Source organism: Pseudomonadota bacterium, from assembly GCA_039028935.1.
Lineage (GTDB): Bacteria > Pseudomonadota > Gammaproteobacteria > Steroidobacterales > SZUA-146 > SZUA-146.
In genome coordinates this window covers 1-15,610 of the sequence record JBCCHD010000062.1, presented here as the reverse complement: position 1 = coordinate 15,610, position 15,610 = coordinate 1, and the positions used below count along the sequence as shown (strand labels likewise).

Genomic DNA, 15,610 nt, shown 5'->3' with positions numbered 1-15,610 from the left:
GGCAGCAGCTCCAAGGTTCTCATGGACTCCGAAGGGAGCGGCAACCTTCTTTATCTGCCCATTGATAAACTTATGAACCAACCCGGTGGTCCGAGTGCGACGCCTGCCTTGCCGCCCGGGCGTGCCCAATCCTCCTCGTCCGGAGCAGGGGCGACCAATGCCAGTTCCAATAACCGACTTCGTACACGGGATCGTTGAACATGAATAAATCGCAAATCGTTATGCTTGTTTTGGTCGCGCTCGGCGCGCTCGCGACTTTTTCGTTTTACACCGTGTCGGAAACCGAGCACGCGGTACAGTTTGCGTTTGGCCAGATCGTGCGCGACAAGCTCGAACCCGGATTGCACTACAAGCCCGTTTGGCACAATGTCGTTAAGCTCGATAAGCGCCTGCTCACACTTGACGATAAGCCCAGTGAGTTTATGACGAACCAGCGTGAGAAAGTGTTCGTGGACTTCTTCGTGAAGTGGAAAATCGTCGAGCCGGGGGTCTTCTATCGCACGACCCAAGGGGATGAACGGGTGGTCACAAAGCGTCTTCTTGACAGTGTGGAGGATGGGCTACTCGATGAATTTGCCAAACGAGAACTTGAAGAGCTGGTGTCCGTCGAGCGCTCCGAGGTGATGAATACCATGACGCGCGAGGCCAATGAGGCGGCTGGAATTTACGGTGTCGAAATTATCGACGTGCGCATCAAGCGTATCGACCTGTCGAAAACCGTGAGTGATTCGGTTTATCAACGCATGAATAAAGAACGTGAGCGCGAGGCAAAAGAACGACGCGCCGAGGGTGCTGAAGAAGCTGAGCGTATTCAAGCCGATGCAGACCGCGAAAAAGTCGTGATCCTGGCCGATGCGTATAAGCAGGCCCAGAAGATTCGAGGGGAAGGCGACGCGTCGGCCGCTGAGATCTATGCGGATGCGTATCAGCGTAACCCGGAATTCTACTCATTCCATCGGAGTATGCAGGCTTATCGTAATAGCCTGGGCAATACCAACGATGTGATGGTGCTGCAGCCCGATAGCGAGTTCTTTAAATACTTCAATCAGGCCACCAATTAAGTCGATTGGACGACTTAATGACACGGTTGTGCGCGGAACTGGCTGAGTCGCAAGGAAAGCGGGCTGACCCAAGCGCTGCTTTTCTGTGGATTTAGGGTGCTCAAATGGCGATCAGGTAGGGCGCGACCATGTTGGACTGGGTGACATTATTCAACGCGCTGGCGCTTGCGTTAATCATCGAAGGCCTGTTCATGGCATTGGGGCCAAAACTGATGCAAGGATTCTTTGCTCAGGCCGCTAAAGCCGACCATAAAATGCTGCGCTCCACGGGATTAGGGTCTATTATTGCGGGCGTTGTATTCCTTTATTTGATTCCTTGATAAGAAAGGCGCGCTGTGGGCAATAACGTTCTGGTGATTGGCACTCAGTGGGGAGATGAGGGCAAAGGGAAAGTTGTCGATCTGCTTACTGACAAAGCTGAAGCTGTAGTTCGATTCCAAGGGGGCCACAACGCAGGCCATACGTTGGTGATCGATGGGCAGAAGACCGTACTCCATCTTATTCCTGCCGGCATTCTACGCAAAGACGTCGATTGCTTGATTGGCAATGGGGTGGTGGTGTCCTTGCCAGCCTTGTTTAAAGAAATGGATGGCCTTGAACAATCGGGTGTCAACGTCGGGGAGCGGCTTCGAATTAGTTCACGCTGCCCGCTGATATTGCCGAGTCATGTGGCATTGGACAATGCGCGTGAGCGAGCGCGAGGTGCCAAGGCGATTGGTACAACGGGACGCGGAATTGGTCCGGCCTACGAAGACAAGGTGGCGCGGCGAGCCGTCAAAGTGTCCGATTTGTTCCATGAAGAGCGACTGGCGGCCCGTCTGGGAGAAGTGCTCGATTATCATAATTTTATTCTTACGCACTACTTTAAGGCCGATGCGATTAGTGTCGAAAAAACATTGGACGACTATTTGGTCTATGCAGAACGACTCGCTCCGATGGTGACCGATATTACGTCTATGCTCGCGCAACACATTGAGTCCGGTCATTCACTGTTGTTTGAAGGCGCGCAGGGCGCGCTGTTGGATATCGACCACGGCACGTATCCGTTTGTGACGTCGTCCAGTACAACGGCAGGTGGTGCTTCAACTGGCACCGGTATCGGGCCGCTGCATCTTCACTATGTCTTGGGCATCGTGAAAGCCTATACGACCCGCGTTGGTGCAGGACCGTTTCCCACGGAACTTGCGGATGAGGCGGGCGCGCATATGGCGAAAGTGGGGGCGGAGTTTGGTGCGACGACCGGGCGTCCTCGCCGATGTGGCTGGTTCGATGCGGTCACTATGAGGCGCTCGGTTTTAAACAATAGCGTTACGGGGCTGGCGGTCACAAAACTCGATGTATTGGATGGGCTCGAATCACTTAAGATATGTGTGGGGTATACCATTAACGGCGAGCATACCGACACCTTGCCGTGTGAGGCGCATTTATTGGCCGATTGCGTTCCGGTTTACGAAGAAATGCCGGGATGGACCGATAGCACAGCCGGCGTAACCGACTACGACCTGCTTCCTGACGCGGCGAAAGGCTACCTAAATCGACTGAGCGAGTTGATAGATACGCCCATCGCGTTGGTTTCAACCGGACCGGATCGGTCGCATACGATGGTTCTGCAAGATCCGTTTGCCGCATGAAAATTTATCGCACGCCTGACTCTTGTTTTGACAACCTACCTGGCTACTCGTTTACGCCAAATTATGCCGACATCGATGGAATGCGAATGCACTTTGTCGATGAAGCTCCCGACACAGGACCCGACACAGGACAGTCACCTGATGCTTCAACCAACTCAAGATTGGAGCCGGGACAGTCACCCTATATTAAAAACTCGGATCCGGAGATTATATTACTGCTACACGGGGAACCGAGTTGGAGTTATCTTTATCGCCACATGATTCCAGTATTGGTATCGGCGGGGTTTAGAGTAATTGCCCCCGATTTAATTGGGTTTGGTCGATCGGACAAGCCGGCTGATCGACGCTTTTATACCTACGAGCGTCATGTTTATTGGTTGACGCGGTTTCTTGAGGTGGAAGGCCTAAAGAACATTAATCTCGTCTGCCAGGATTGGGGATCGCTGCTCGGTTTACGCGTGGCCGCTGAAAACAGCGATTGGTTCTCTCGAATCATACTTGCGAATGGAGGTCTCCCAACCGGCGATGAGTCAATGCCTAAGGCGTTTAAAATTTGGAAGCGATTCGCTCGATTTAGTCCCATCTTCCCAATTGGGAAAATCGTCGATACCGGCTGTACGACATCGTTGACTCGCGAAGTGAAGGCTGCGTACGACGCACCTTTCCCGAGTCCGAAATACAAAGCAGCCGCGAGGGCCTTTCCTTTGTTAGTGCCCACTTCTCCTGATAACCCAGCCACTGCCGCGAACCGGGCTGCATGGGATGTGTTTAGAAATTGGGATAAACCATTTCTCACGGCTTTTAGTGACAAAGATCCAATTACTCGTGGGGGACAGTCACTTTGGCAAAAAGAAGTTCCGGGCGCGCGAGGAAGGCGACATCCCATAATCGAAGGCGCGGGGCACTTTCTTCAGGAAGACAAAGGGGTTGAGTTGGCTAACGTAGTGGCCGAGTTCATTCGAACCAGCTAGCAATCCGTCCGCAGGTTCAATCAATTGGCTTGGCCCAATGCTAGGTTTCGAGTGATCTTTTTTTCCGCGATGGTGACAACCAGACATCGACCCCCTAGACTTTGCGTCCCGTGAAAGTCGAATAGTCCTGACCAAGAATCATGAGGTTTGATCTTCGACTGTCCAGCGTACTTCGATCAAACTACTTTTTTAGAATGTCCATTACGCGATCTTGATCCTTTAGAAGAAGCGTGGCTACCGCGCCTAAAAATTTAAACAGGGCACTGATTAAGTATCGGTATGTTGCAGGCGACTGAAATTTGATTCATAGGCTAGGTTTGTAAGATTTCGCTCGCTAGTTCTATTTGCGGTAAGTAGTCAGACTATTTTTATTCAGAACACTTTTATTGATAAACGCCAATCTTATAAAGAAGTTCGAAAAAACTAGATTGGATAAGCCAATTATTGATGGATATGCCCATATGTTCGAGCAGAGTCGGTTTAGCGCACTCATTTCGATCTTTATCACGCTTACCATCGTGTTGGTGAGTCCACTCAATTAACTCTCCATACTCCGATGTACTGAATGGGAGCCGCGGCGGGTCGTTCGACTGACAGCTGAATTGTAGATCAGAGAACGGCATCAACGGCTTCAGGTCGATAGGGAACGCGCGTAGAGCGCTTGAGTCGATCTGTCGGTTGATGGCGCCAATCGTGTTGAATCGATCTGATTGTCGTCTGGGAAAGCTAGTATACGGTGAATGGTTGGGGTCTGAGACAACGCCTGCTCTAACCGGGTTTAAATCAACATACGCCATACACGCGAGCAAAGCCGCTCTGGTGCGAAGTGCGCGAGAGTTGAAGCGAGATTCCCAGAAATGGCCGCTACATTCATCCTCTTGATTCGCCATCCGTGCGATTGGCTCGTTAAGTGCTTTCATAAACCAGCTTAAGCTTGTGAGCTTGCGACGATAGTCCGAAATGGTTGCCCAAACTTCCTTCAATTCCGATGATGAAAGTGATTCGTTTCGAATGTGGCGTTGAATTAATTTACTGCCTTTATAGAGGCAGCGCCAACGCACAAGAACCTCCGCGTCTGTCCACTTTTGTGCTTCTTCTGGGTTGATATGCACGACAATATGATAGTGATTGCTCATAACCGTGTAGGCGCAAATGGTGACCGTGAATATCGAAGCGAGAAGGCGCATACGTTCCTCGAGCCACTGTTTACGGTGTTCATAGCTTACTCCTGTTTCGGGGTCTGACCCACACAAATAAGCTCTTCGTACGCATCGCGAATAGACGTGATAGTAGGGCGTAGCAGATAAATCGATGAGTTCTTTTCGTGGCCTTGGCACTGCATCCTCCTTGATCCAGTTTGGATGCAGTATGGTCTATCCGTATCGATTTTAAGAGCGGAGAATCTGGGTTGATCAATCAGAAAGGCAGATTATCTGAATGACAAACTTATTTGAGCTGTACTTTACTGATGCAGTGACGCTGATCTTTGAAGACAGAGTCTGACGCGTGCAAGTCACGATTCAAAAAACCGATCGTGATGTGGGGATAATAGTAGGACGTGAATGCAGGTGGCGATCCGCCCGCATCGCGATAGTGACGGGCTATTTCTTTCCTAATTCGTTCGAGGTCGGGAGACTGAATGACAAGAAAATACGTTGCGATGGTGACGCCATCGATGGTTTTTTCCGCGGTTCCTAGACAGTCAATCGAAAATTCTTGTTGTTGGATCCGGTTTGCAAGCAGGAGATTGATTGAATCAATCGATAAGGCAGAGGACAGTCGCTCATATTCAGGAGGAGTGATTACGGTAATATGCGCTTCTCCGCGATGACTCAGTTTTTGGTCTAGAGTGTTTTCAAGATCGTGACGCAGATTCTCAATCGGTGAAAAGGGCACATTTTGTGCCAAATAGCGCTGGAACTTGCCAGTACCAGTGTGCGGTACAAACGGCACGTTTCCCGTCTCAAGTACGCGACTGTCCAGTTCAAAGACAGAAGGCCAGTTTGATGGGGTTTTGTCAGTTGAGAAGCTGCGCCAATCCGTTCTCGGATAACATGCGAGCTGAAGGAGAAGAACAAAGAGGAGGGTAAATGCGGCTCGCATAAAACGACTATTTTGGGAATGGTGCCCAGGGGGAGACTTGAACTCCCACATCCTTTCGAATACTAGCACCTGAAGCTAGCGCGTCTACCAATTCCGCCACCTGGGCAACCGAGGCGAGACTGTACCGAGACCCGTAATTCTTGTCAATGGAGATTGAATTTTATGTGTCAAATCCACAGGTTGTTTGCTAATCTGAGTGCGTGAAAACGTCGCCAAAGCCGATTTATCCATTGGAGGTTTCGGGTCCTCAGATGTATCGGCTGACAAAGGAAATAACCGAGCGTCTAGTCCCCTTTATTGACTCGCTTGCGAGTACACCGGTCGACGCAAGTCATTCCATTTCAGCCGATGCATTGAAAGATCTTCGCGAGGAGATTCCGCGGACCGGGTCAGAATTATCGTCCGTACTCGACGTGCTTTTTGAAGAAGCGGTTCCGCCGTCCCTAAGCCCGATTTCCGGTGGATTCATGGGGTACGTGCCGGGTGGTGGAATATTCATGGCGGCGCTGGCCGACTTAATCTCAAACACCATCAATCGCTATGTCGGAGCCTATCCGGTCGCGCCCGCGCTCAGTGAGATTGAAGCAGACGTTATTCGGTGGTTCGCGCAAATCGTCGGTTTTCCTCAAGAATCGAAGGGCTTTATGACATCTGGAGGCTCACTAGCGAACCAATCTGCCTTCTGTGTAGCGCGGACAGTCATGTGCGAGGAGACTTTCGCCGAAGCCACGATCTATATCTCCGATCAAGCGCATCAGTGCCTGTCCAAGGCCGCTCGATTCACCGGCTTCAACGCTAATCGCCTACGTGTGGTCCGAACGGACAGTCACTTTCGAATGTCGACAAGTGACCTTGATGTAATGATTCAAAAAGATCGGGCAAATGGGCTGAAACCAATGATGATCGTTGCGACAGCCGGCACGACCAATACGGGTGCGGTGGATCCCCTCGATGAGCTGGCGACACTGTCCGCGGATCAAAATATGTGGTTTCACATTGACGCCGCCTACGGCGGTTTTTTCTGTCTAACCGAACGAGGTGGCGCCGCTTTGAAGGGTCTTGACCGCGCACACTCCGTCGCGCTGGATCCTCATAAGACCCTCTTTCTCCCATATGGGACTGGAGCGCTATTGGTCCGGAATGGGCGATGGTTACAGGAAACGTTCCAGGAGCACGCCGATTATCTTCCCGATTCGAGCGCAGACGAAGGCATCATGGATTTTAAGGATATTTCGCCAGAATTGACTCGACCTTTTCGTGGGTTGCGAGTATGGTTGCCGCTCAAAGTCCACGGGTCCGATGAGTTTGCGGCGAGGCTGGACGAAAAATTGGATTTGGCGCAACTCGTGTGTCAGCACCTAAAAGCCGATCCTGCTCTCGAGGTTCTTGCCGAGCCAGAGTTGTCGATTCTGGCATTTGCCTGCCGTCCCAACCCCGCCGAGACGATCGGTGAGATCAATAATCGCACTAAGCGATTACTCGCTTTGATCAATAAGAAAAATAGAGTGCATCTAACCGGGACAATGCTCAATGAGCGATTCGCAATTCGAGTCGCGATTGGCGTGTACCGCACTCATCAATCACATATAGAGTTGTTGTTTGCAGACTTGCGCACAGCAATTGAGGAATTAGAAAAAGCAGTATGAGTAAGAAAAAAACATGGAAAGACCATGATCCGCAGATTGAACAGGAAGCGAATCGATACGCGCAGCCCGTTCCCAGTCGCGAATACATTTTAAAAACAATGGACACCTACAACGCGCCATTAGACGCAAATAAATTACACAAACTGCTGGGGATTAAAACCCAGCGAGATAAAGGCGCGATTTCGAATCGTCTAAAAGCGATGGTCCGCGACGGCCAAATACTCCGAAATCGACGAGGGGATTTTTGCCTGGTCAACCGGATTCCCGTGCTGACAGGACAAGTCATGGCGCACCGAGATGGTTTCGGATTTGTGCGTGTCCCCGATCAAGAGCACGATATCTATCTGTCGCCCAGGCAGATGGTGGCCGTGTTTCATGGTGACAGGGTGGCCGTTCGCGTCAGTGGTCACGACCGTCGTGGGCGACCGGAGGGCCGGATTGTCGAGGTGCTTGCTCGACGCAGCGAGGAATTTGCCGGTCGCTATGTCAGAGAAGGGGGGGTGGGTTTTGTCATCCCTGAAAATCCGCGAATTACCCACCATCTACTTATACCGAAGGGTAAGTCACTTGGTGCTCGAGCGGGACAAATGGTGGTCGCGCGCGTGATGCAGATGCCTAGCCATGAGCATCATGCCATCGCACACATTACTGAGGTGTTGGGTGCCGTCACGCAACCGGGAATTGAGACGGACATGGCCGTGCGCACGTACGGATTGCCGCATGTATTTCCGGATGACGTGCTGGCGCAAACCGATGCGTTTTCTGCTCGTGTACCGAAACAGGCTAAGCAGAACAGATTGGATCTTCGGGACACGCCGTTGGTGACAATCGACGGTAGTGACGCAAAGGACTTTGATGATGCGGTATTTGCTGAACCGCTCAAGAGCGGCGGCCATCGCTTAGTAGTTGCGATTGCCGATGTCTCGCACTACGTGGAGCAGGATTCGCCACTGGATAACGAAGCGTTACAGCGCGGTACTTCCGTCTACTTTCCAAATAGAGTGATACCCATGCTGCCTGAGGCGCTATCCAACGGACTGTGTTCGTTAAAACCGAAAGTGGATCGCCTATGTTTGGTTTGTGAAATGCATGTCTCGCCGCAAGGCAAGGTGAGCAAAAGCCGTTTTGCCAAAGCAGTGATGCACTCGGCTGCTCGGCTGACCTATCACGAGGTCAATCAGATATTATGGGAAAAGGACGCAACTAGTCGCCGAAAAAGAAAGCGCTTAATTCCGCATCTTGAGCATCTCAAATCGGTGTACGAGAGCTTGTCGAAAGCGCGAGAACGCCGCGGATCCATTGAGCTCGATTTGCCACAGTCGCGATTCGAGTTTGATAAAGACGGTGCGGTGTTGGGTGTGGTTCGCTACCCTCGAAACCACGCGCATCGATTGATCGAAGAATGTATGGTCACCGCCAATGTCGAGGCAGCGCGGTTTTTGAAGCGGCATAAAATTGTAGCGCTGTTTCGCAATCATCCTCCACCGGAGGAGGAGCGGGTTGAGAAACTGCGAGGGCTACTCAGCGCTGCGGGCATTTCAATGCCGCGTGGTACCGACATTACACCCAAACTACTCAAGTCTGTGGCGGAAACAATCAGCCAACGCCCCGACTCGACAGCGCTAAGCATGACGTTGCTGAGAACAATGATGCAAGCGGTTTACGAGCCAAAATGTGACGGCCACTTTGGCCTTGCGCTAAAAGAATACGCGCATTTCACGTCGCCAATTCGACGGTATCCCGATCTGCTCGTCCATCGGGCTATTACTCATATTATTGACGGAGGAAAGCAGCGAAATTACGGATACAATCTGTCGCACATGGAGGAGCTCGGCGAGCAATGTTCGATGACAGAGCGCCGAGCGGAAGAGGCGAGTCGCGATGTGGAGAAATGGCTTAAGTGCGAATTTATGCTGGATAAGGTAGGTGAACTGTTTAACGGAACCGTGGTATCGGTTACCGAGTTTGGGTTGTTCGTTGAGATTGATGATTTGCTTGTTGAAGGATTGGTTCATGTGACCGCGCTTGGAAACGACTATTTCAGTTTTGATCCACAAAGACTGCAGCTGGTGGGGCGCCGAACCGGTGATCGATACTCGTTGGGTCAGTCGGTGGTTGTGCGGGTTGCGGGTGTGAGCATGGAAGACCGAAAGATTGATTTTGATATGCAAAATTCGACACACAACCGTAATGTGCGACCCGGCGATAAAGAACGAAAACGAAAGACGCGAAAGAACACGCAGCGGACGCGAGCGAAATCGACTCGGCGGAGGCGTTAGTCCATGTCCGGTAAAGAGCTTGTTTTTGGGCTTCATGCAGCCACACATATTCTTGATAAAAACCCTGAGCGTGTGCTCGCCGCATTTTTACAAAAAGATCGCGATGATAAGCGCCTGGGTCACATCAAGAACAGTTTGCATCTGGTCGGTTGTCATGTAACGACATTGTCATCGACGCAGCTTGATCGGCTTACCGAAGGAGGCCGGCATCAAGGTGTCGTTTTAGAGGTAAGAGCTCGCAGTGCGTTGAGTGAAACCGATTTAATGTCACTGGTGCAGGAGTCGGGAGACGCTACGTTCTTGATGATACTCGATAGTGTGCAAGACCCGCGCAATCTCGGGGCGTGTATGCGCGTCGCAGATGGTGTTGGCGCGACGGCTGTGGTCGTACCCAAAAATCGCGCGGTCGGGCTCACTGTTGTGGCGCGTAAAGTCGCGTCAGGTGCGTATGTGCCATTTGTCCAAGTAACGAATCTCGCACGAACATTAAAGTCGCTTCGCAATGCTGGCGTTTGGATAGTTGGGACGTCGGATGCCGCGGATGACGACGTATACAGTTCCAACCTAACCGGACCGATCGGTGTCGTAATGGGCGGTGAGGAGAAAGGGCTACGCCGACTCACTCGAGAGAATTGCGATGCGCTGGTTTCAATCCCCATGCGCGGCCGCGTCAGTAGCTTGAATGTATCGGTCGCCTCGGGCGTTGTGCTTTATGAGGCACTCCGTCAGCGAAAAACACCGTAAATCGATCCGCTACAGATTCAACGCGCGTTTGGTTTTGAGTAAGTTCTGTGGACCGCGCTCACCCATCTTCACGGCGGTTGCGACCTGAGCGGCATCGAGAATGGCGAGCTGCGCAATACGGGAGTTCATCGGCGTAAATAGTCCGGTGTCCTCATCCACATCTACTAGAACGCAGGTATCGACGACGGAAGCGAGAGTTGATGCTGGCGACGTGATCGCAATGACGTTGGCCTTCTGTGCCATTGCAGTCTTAGCCGCATTGATGATGGTCTGTGATTCCCCCGATTTTGATACCACGATTACCGCATATTCTGAATTTGTCAAAGCGGCTGATTGGAGAATCGTAGGCGAGTCGGAATAGGCGTTGCAGGGGACGCCCAGGCGGAAGAATTTGTTTTGCGCATCCGCCACGACAAGTCCAGATGCGCCAATGCCGTAAAAATCGATTCGACTCGCACGTGCTAACGCGTCGACCATTTCGTTAAAAACGGCTGAACTGTATCGCTGTTTCACACCAATCAGCGCATTAATCGTGCGGCCCATGACCTTATGAAACACTTGTTCCGTGGTATCGGTGAGCCCAACGTCGGTGTGTACCAGATGGTTTGACGACGCGAGATACTGTGTCAGACGGTTTTTGAACTCGCGAAACCCGTCTGTGCCAGCAGATCGGCAAAACCGAACAACTGTCGGTTCGCTGACCTCGGCTGCCGCCGAGACATCAGCCAGGGTACCACTCGCTATGAGCCCCGGGTCACGCAGCACCAATGTGGCCACTCGTTTCTCTGCGCTGGGTAGTGATGGTTGAATTCGGCGGATTCTGTCCAGCATAAATAGTAAAACTACCACTCTAGTTGGCGAATAATTACAGTATAACCAGAATTATTCGAAAAAATGTAGTAAAATTACAGTACAAGCGGTAAGTAATCCGTGGACAGTCACTCGCTGGGGGTATTGATGACAGCGTGACTGTCCCATGAGATCGATTATGATTGGCCGCCCTATGCGGCTCTTGTTTGGCAACGCGTCTTGACGTCTTTTTTACATAATATGAGTATCTTCCATGGCGAAGTTTGTACCTGTTGAACCGTTTGATCTGGTGATATTTGGCGGAACCGGCGATCTGGCCCGCCGCAAACTGTTGCCCTCTCTGTATCACCGTCATCTTGATGGTCAGTTTAGTGAGGACAGTCGCATTGTGGCCGTGTCACGCGGGGCGCTGGGTCTGGAGGACTTTCGCGCGCTCGTGCGAGAAGCGCTTGAGACGCATCTCGATGAAGGCGATTTGGACGAGTCATCTTGGCAAAGTTTCTCTGAGCGCTTGTTTTATCACGAACAAGATGTGACAAGCGCTGAGGGTTGGGATGGTCTGAGCAGTCTTCTTGATCAAACCAAGACGCGGATTCGCGTGTTTTATCTTGCCATGTCACCTTCTTTGTTCGGAGTCACCGCGCGCAATATCACAGGTGCCGGTTTAGCAAATCAACAGTCGCGCATTGTGCTTGAGAAACCGGTAGGGACCGATCTCGAGTCGGCGCAAACCATAAATAACGACGTAGGCGCTGTGTTCGAGGAGAGTCAGATTTATCGTATTGATCACTACCTTGGCAAAGAGACCGTGCAAAATCTGTCAGCACTGCGGTTTGCCAACTCGTTGTTTGAACCGTTGTGGCGTCGCGGCGCGATCGACCATGTTCAGATTTCCGTTGCCGAACACATTGGCGTTGGCAATCGTGCTGAATTTTATTCGCGTACTGGCGCTCTTCGAGACATGGTTCAAAACCACATGTTGCAACTGTTGTGTCTGGTTGCCATGGAACCGCCGGCGAGCATGGACCACGACGATGTTCGGAACGAGAAGATAAAAGTGCTTAAAGCGCTCCGGCCCATTACGCGGGACAATGTCAAACGCGTCACGGTGCGGGGGCAATACAAGGCGGGCGCGATAAACGGAGAGGCTGTGCCAGGGTATTTGGCCGAGCTTGAAGAGCAGGAGTCGCGCGAGTCTGGTGTCAACACCGAGACATTTGTTGCGATTAAGGCGGAAATTGATAACTGGCGATGGAGCGGCACTCCGTTTTATCTTCGAACGGGGAAGCGATTAGCAACCAAAGCGTCTGAAATTGTCATCCAGTTTCGTCCTGTCGCGCATTCGATTTTTGATGATACGGCAGGCGAGGTCGTTGCAAACCGTTTGACTATTCGCCTTCAACCTAATGAAGGCGTGAATCTCACGATGATGAGTAAGGAACCCGGCCCTGGCGGATTCAAGCTCAAGTCGTTACCCCTTAACTTGAGTTTCTCGGAGGCGTTCCCGCTGCGTTATCCAGATGCCTATGAGCGTTTATTAATGGAAGTCCTGCGCGGAAACCCCGCCTTGTTTATGCGTCGAGATGAAGTTGAATCCGCTTGGCGCTGGATCGATCAGATTATCGAGTCGTGGGAGTTGGTTCAGCAAAAACCAGAATCGTATCTGGCCGGCTCCTGGGGGCCGACCGATGCCGCGTTGTTACTCGATCGCGATCAGCGGGAATGGTATGACCCGGAAGCGGCTGACTAATCTGCGCGCGCAAGACTTTTTTAGGATGTTTTAGCGATGAACACTCATGCTATTTGTCACGATCGAGAGATTGCATCGGCATCGCTGTGCGATCAGATTGTCCAGATCCTGGAGCAGGCCATTCGTCGCCGTGGGGAGGCGAGCCTAGTGGTAAGCGGGGGGACATCGCCAGCGCGTTTTTTTGAGTTGTTGAGTCAGGCGTCACTGCCTTGGCACAAAGTGTCGATTATTCCGAGTGACGAACGACTGGTGCCACTCGATTCGGACGAACGGAATGAGCGCATGATTAGTAATGCGCTGTCTCAAGGAGTCGCCGGAGACGCGAAAATCGTCAGCTTGGTGTCAGACGTTGAGCGACCTGAGCGTACCGAAGACTTCGCGAATAACAACTTAGCCAATATTGCGCGCCCCTTTGATGCCGTCATTCTTGGTATGGGATCAGATGGTCATACAGCGTCGCTGTTTCCAGATGCTACGAATCTAAACGATGCGCTCGCCAGTAATCAGTTGTGCGCAATTCAAAATGTACCCAGTCAACAGCGCGTGCGTATTTCGTTAACGCCCAGCGCCCTGTTGAGTGCGCGACATCTTAAGCTGCTGATGTTTGGCGAGGCAAAAAAAACGGTGCTCGAGAGCGCAAAGTTACCGGGTCCGGTTGAGCAATATCCCGTACGAATTGCCCTACACCAACGAGACATTCCTGTGTCGATTTACTGGGCTCCGTGACTGTAGAGAGTAACGAAGGATGAGTGGATTGCACCCGGTTGTACGTGATGTCACACAAAAGATAATCGCGCGCAGCCAAACAACGCGACATCGCTATTTGTGCACCGTCGAAGATGCCCAGCGTAAAGGGCCCCATAGAACGGCTTTGTCCTGTGGCAACCTGGCGCACGGGTTTGCAGCCTGTGGCGCCAAGGGCAAGGCAGCGTTGCGTGGTGAGTCGCGTCCGAATCTGGGTATCGTTTCGTCTTATAACGATATGTTGTCCGCGCACCAACCGTTGGAAGACTATCCGGCGTTGTTAAAAGAGGCGGCGTGGTCGGCAGGTGGCGTTGCCCAATTTGCCGGCGGCGTGCCCGCCATGTGCGATGGGGTGACGCAGGGTCAGCCAGGTATGGAATTGTCGCTGTTTAGCCGTGACGTGATTGCTATGTCGACAGCGGTGTCACTGACACACAATATGTTTGACGCGGTAGCCTGCCTGGGTGTGTGCGACAAGATCGTTCCCGGCTTGTTAATCGGAGCACTGGCCTTTGGTCATTTGCCGGTAATTTTTGTGCCAGCCGGCCCCATGACAACAGGCATTGGCAACAGCGAGAAGGCGCAGATTCGCCAGCTGTATGCCGAGGGTAAAATCGGTCGCGATGAGCTTTTGGCGTCTGAATCGAGGGCCTACCACAGCCCCGGCACCTGTACGTTTTACGGCACCGCGAACAGCAACCAGCTTTTGATGGAGTTTATGGGTCTGCATTTGCCCGGCACCTCCTTTATCAACCCTGGAACGCCCTTGCGCAAAGCACTCACCATGGCGGCGGCAACGCAAATTTTATCCCGTACCGCGATTGGCCAGGACTATACACCCATCGCCGATGTGGTCGATGAGCGTGCGATTGTGAATGGCATCGTGGGATTGCTTGCGTCGGGTGGCTCGACGAATCATACGTTGCACTTAGTGACCATCGCCAGAGCGGCGGGCATTCTGATTTCATGGCAGGACTTCGACCAACTCAGCAACGTCACGCCCTTGTTGGCGCGCGTTTATCCAAATGGCAAGGCCGACGTCAATCATTTTCAAGCGGCAGGTGGGATTCAGTTGCTCATTCGTGAGTTGCTGAAGTCTGGGTTGCTTCATGAGAACGTCAAAACGGTGGTGGGTGAGGGTTTGTCTCGCTATATACAGGAGCCTTTTCTTGAGTCCGGCGGCCTAGCGTGGCGAGACGGTATCAATCAGTCACTCGATCGCGACATTATTCGACCCGTCGATGCGCCGTTTGATCCAACCGGTGGATTAAAACTACTCGACGGCAATATCGGTCGCGCCATCATCAAAACATCGGCCGTTGCACCGGTGCATCGTAAGGTTACCGCGCCAGCCAGAGTATTCAGCGACCAAAACGATGTGGTTGATGCGTACAAAAATGGCGAACTTGAGCAAAACGTTGTGGTGGTGCTTAAGCAGCAGGGGCCACAATCAAATGGCATGCCTGAACTGCACAAACTTACGCCAATACTGGGTGTGCTGCAGGACAAGGGATTCAACGTCGCGTTAGTCACCGACGGGCGAATGTCGGGTGCGTCGGGTAAAGTCCCGGCGGCCATACAAGTCACGCCGGAAGCGTGCGCAGGCGGCATGCTAGCCCGGATTCGAGATGGCGACGTGATTCGGCTTGATGCAGAACGCAATTCACTGGATCTCGATGTGGACGCTGGTGAGCTGAATCAGCGTCATCCGGTTCTCGATGTGATCGACAGTGAGCACGGATTCGGTCGCGAGCTGTTTGGGCATTTTCGTCGATCAGCGAGTTCGGCAGAAGAAGGCGGTGGGCCAACGTTGATCGACGAAGGTGATCCTGTGGGGCAGGATCAAGTGTTCCCTCCGGCCGGTTATGCGT

The 15,610-nt window shown here is 52.2% G+C and carries 14 protein-coding genes and 1 tRNA gene; 11 read left to right on the top strand and 4 right to left on the bottom strand.

Translation table 11 applies throughout. The features are described 5' to 3' along the window. The 5 genes from AAF465_16745 to AAF465_16725 all read left to right on the top strand — a co-directional run. The coding region (locus AAF465_16745) for a protease modulator HflK (GenBank protein ID MEM7084376.1) at positions 1-198 on the top strand (198 nt) is incomplete at its 5' end. A 2-nt stretch (positions 199-200) separates the two neighbouring features. After that, a complete protein-coding gene (hflC, locus tag AAF465_16740) occupies positions 201-1,061 on the top strand; it encodes a protease modulator HflC (protein MEM7084375.1) in 861 nt (286 codons plus the stop codon). 128 nt (positions 1,062-1,189) lie between these two features. After that, positions 1,190-1,381, top strand: a complete 192-nt coding sequence (locus AAF465_16735) for a DUF2065 domain-containing protein (GenBank protein MEM7084374.1) — start codon at positions 1,190-1,192, stop codon at positions 1,379-1,381. A 15-nt stretch (positions 1,382-1,396) separates the two neighbouring features. Next, positions 1,397-2,692, top strand: a complete 1,296-nt coding sequence (locus AAF465_16730; protein ID MEM7084373.1) for an adenylosuccinate synthase — start codon at positions 1,397-1,399, stop codon at positions 2,690-2,692. Then, complete coding sequence (locus AAF465_16725) at positions 2,689-3,663, top strand: haloalkane dehalogenase (GenBank protein ID MEM7084372.1); 975 nt, start codon at positions 2,689-2,691, stop codon at positions 3,661-3,663. The genes AAF465_16730 and AAF465_16725 overlap by 4 nt, the downstream gene beginning before the upstream one ends. 383 nt (positions 3,664-4,046) lie before the next feature. Here AAF465_16725 and AAF465_16720 read toward each other — a convergent pair whose 3' ends face one another. The 3 genes from AAF465_16720 to AAF465_16710 form a co-directional block, all read right to left on the bottom strand. Further along, a complete protein-coding gene (locus tag AAF465_16720) occupies positions 4,047-5,000 on the bottom strand; it encodes a transposase (protein ID MEM7084371.1) in 954 nt (317 codons plus the stop codon). Between the two features lie 109 nt (positions 5,001-5,109). Beyond that, entirely contained in the window at positions 5,110-5,616 is a 507-nt protein-coding gene (locus tag AAF465_16715; protein ID MEM7084370.1) for a 2'-5' RNA ligase family protein, read from the bottom strand. A gap of 169 nt (positions 5,617-5,785) precedes the next feature. After that, positions 5,786-5,872: transfer RNA gene (locus AAF465_16710), tRNA-Leu, on the bottom strand. Positions 5,873-6,017: 145 nt separating this feature from the next. On the opposite strand from AAF465_16710, the gene AAF465_16705 reads away from it, so the two are divergent. The 3 genes from AAF465_16705 to rlmB are packed head-to-tail and all read left to right on the top strand — an operon-like array spanning position 6,018 to position 10,435. After that, positions 6,018-7,412 (top strand): aminotransferase class I/II-fold pyridoxal phosphate-dependent enzyme, encoded by a 1,395-nt coding sequence (locus AAF465_16705; protein ID MEM7084369.1) that lies wholly within the window; start codon positions 6,018-6,020, stop codon positions 7,410-7,412. Then, the gene (rnr, locus tag AAF465_16700) at positions 7,409-9,691 is read left to right on the top strand and encodes a ribonuclease R (protein MEM7084368.1); all 2,283 of its coding nucleotides are present in this window, start codon (positions 7,409-7,411) and stop codon (positions 9,689-9,691) included. The genes AAF465_16705 and rnr overlap by 4 nt, the downstream gene beginning before the upstream one ends. A 3-nt stretch (positions 9,692-9,694) precedes the next feature. Further along, positions 9,695-10,435: a 23S rRNA (guanosine(2251)-2'-O)-methyltransferase RlmB gene (gene rlmB / locus AAF465_16695; GenBank protein MEM7084367.1), complete on the top strand. Its 741-nt coding sequence runs from the start codon at positions 9,695-9,697 to the stop codon at positions 10,433-10,435. Between the two features lie 9 nt (positions 10,436-10,444). On the opposite strand, the gene AAF465_16690 is transcribed toward rlmB, so the two are convergent. Continuing rightward, a complete protein-coding gene (locus tag AAF465_16690) occupies positions 10,445-11,266 on the bottom strand; it encodes a MurR/RpiR family transcriptional regulator (GenBank protein MEM7084366.1) in 822 nt (273 codons plus the stop codon). Positions 11,267-11,498: 232 nt separating this feature from the next. On the opposite strand from AAF465_16690, the gene zwf reads away from it, so the two are divergent. From zwf to edd, 3 genes are all read left to right on the top strand, one after another. Beyond that, on the top strand, positions 11,499-12,995 hold the full coding sequence (gene zwf / locus AAF465_16685; protein ID MEM7084365.1) for a glucose-6-phosphate dehydrogenase: 1,497 nt from the start codon (positions 11,499-11,501) through the stop codon (positions 12,993-12,995). A 36-nt stretch (positions 12,996-13,031) separates the two neighbouring features. Continuing rightward, a complete protein-coding gene (pgl, locus tag AAF465_16680; protein MEM7084364.1) occupies positions 13,032-13,721 on the top strand; it encodes a 6-phosphogluconolactonase in 690 nt (229 codons plus the stop codon). A 19-nt stretch (positions 13,722-13,740) separates the two neighbouring features. Beyond that, a partial coding sequence (edd, locus tag AAF465_16675; GenBank protein ID MEM7084363.1) for a phosphogluconate dehydratase occupies positions 13,741-15,610 on the top strand: 1,870 nt, incomplete at its 3' end.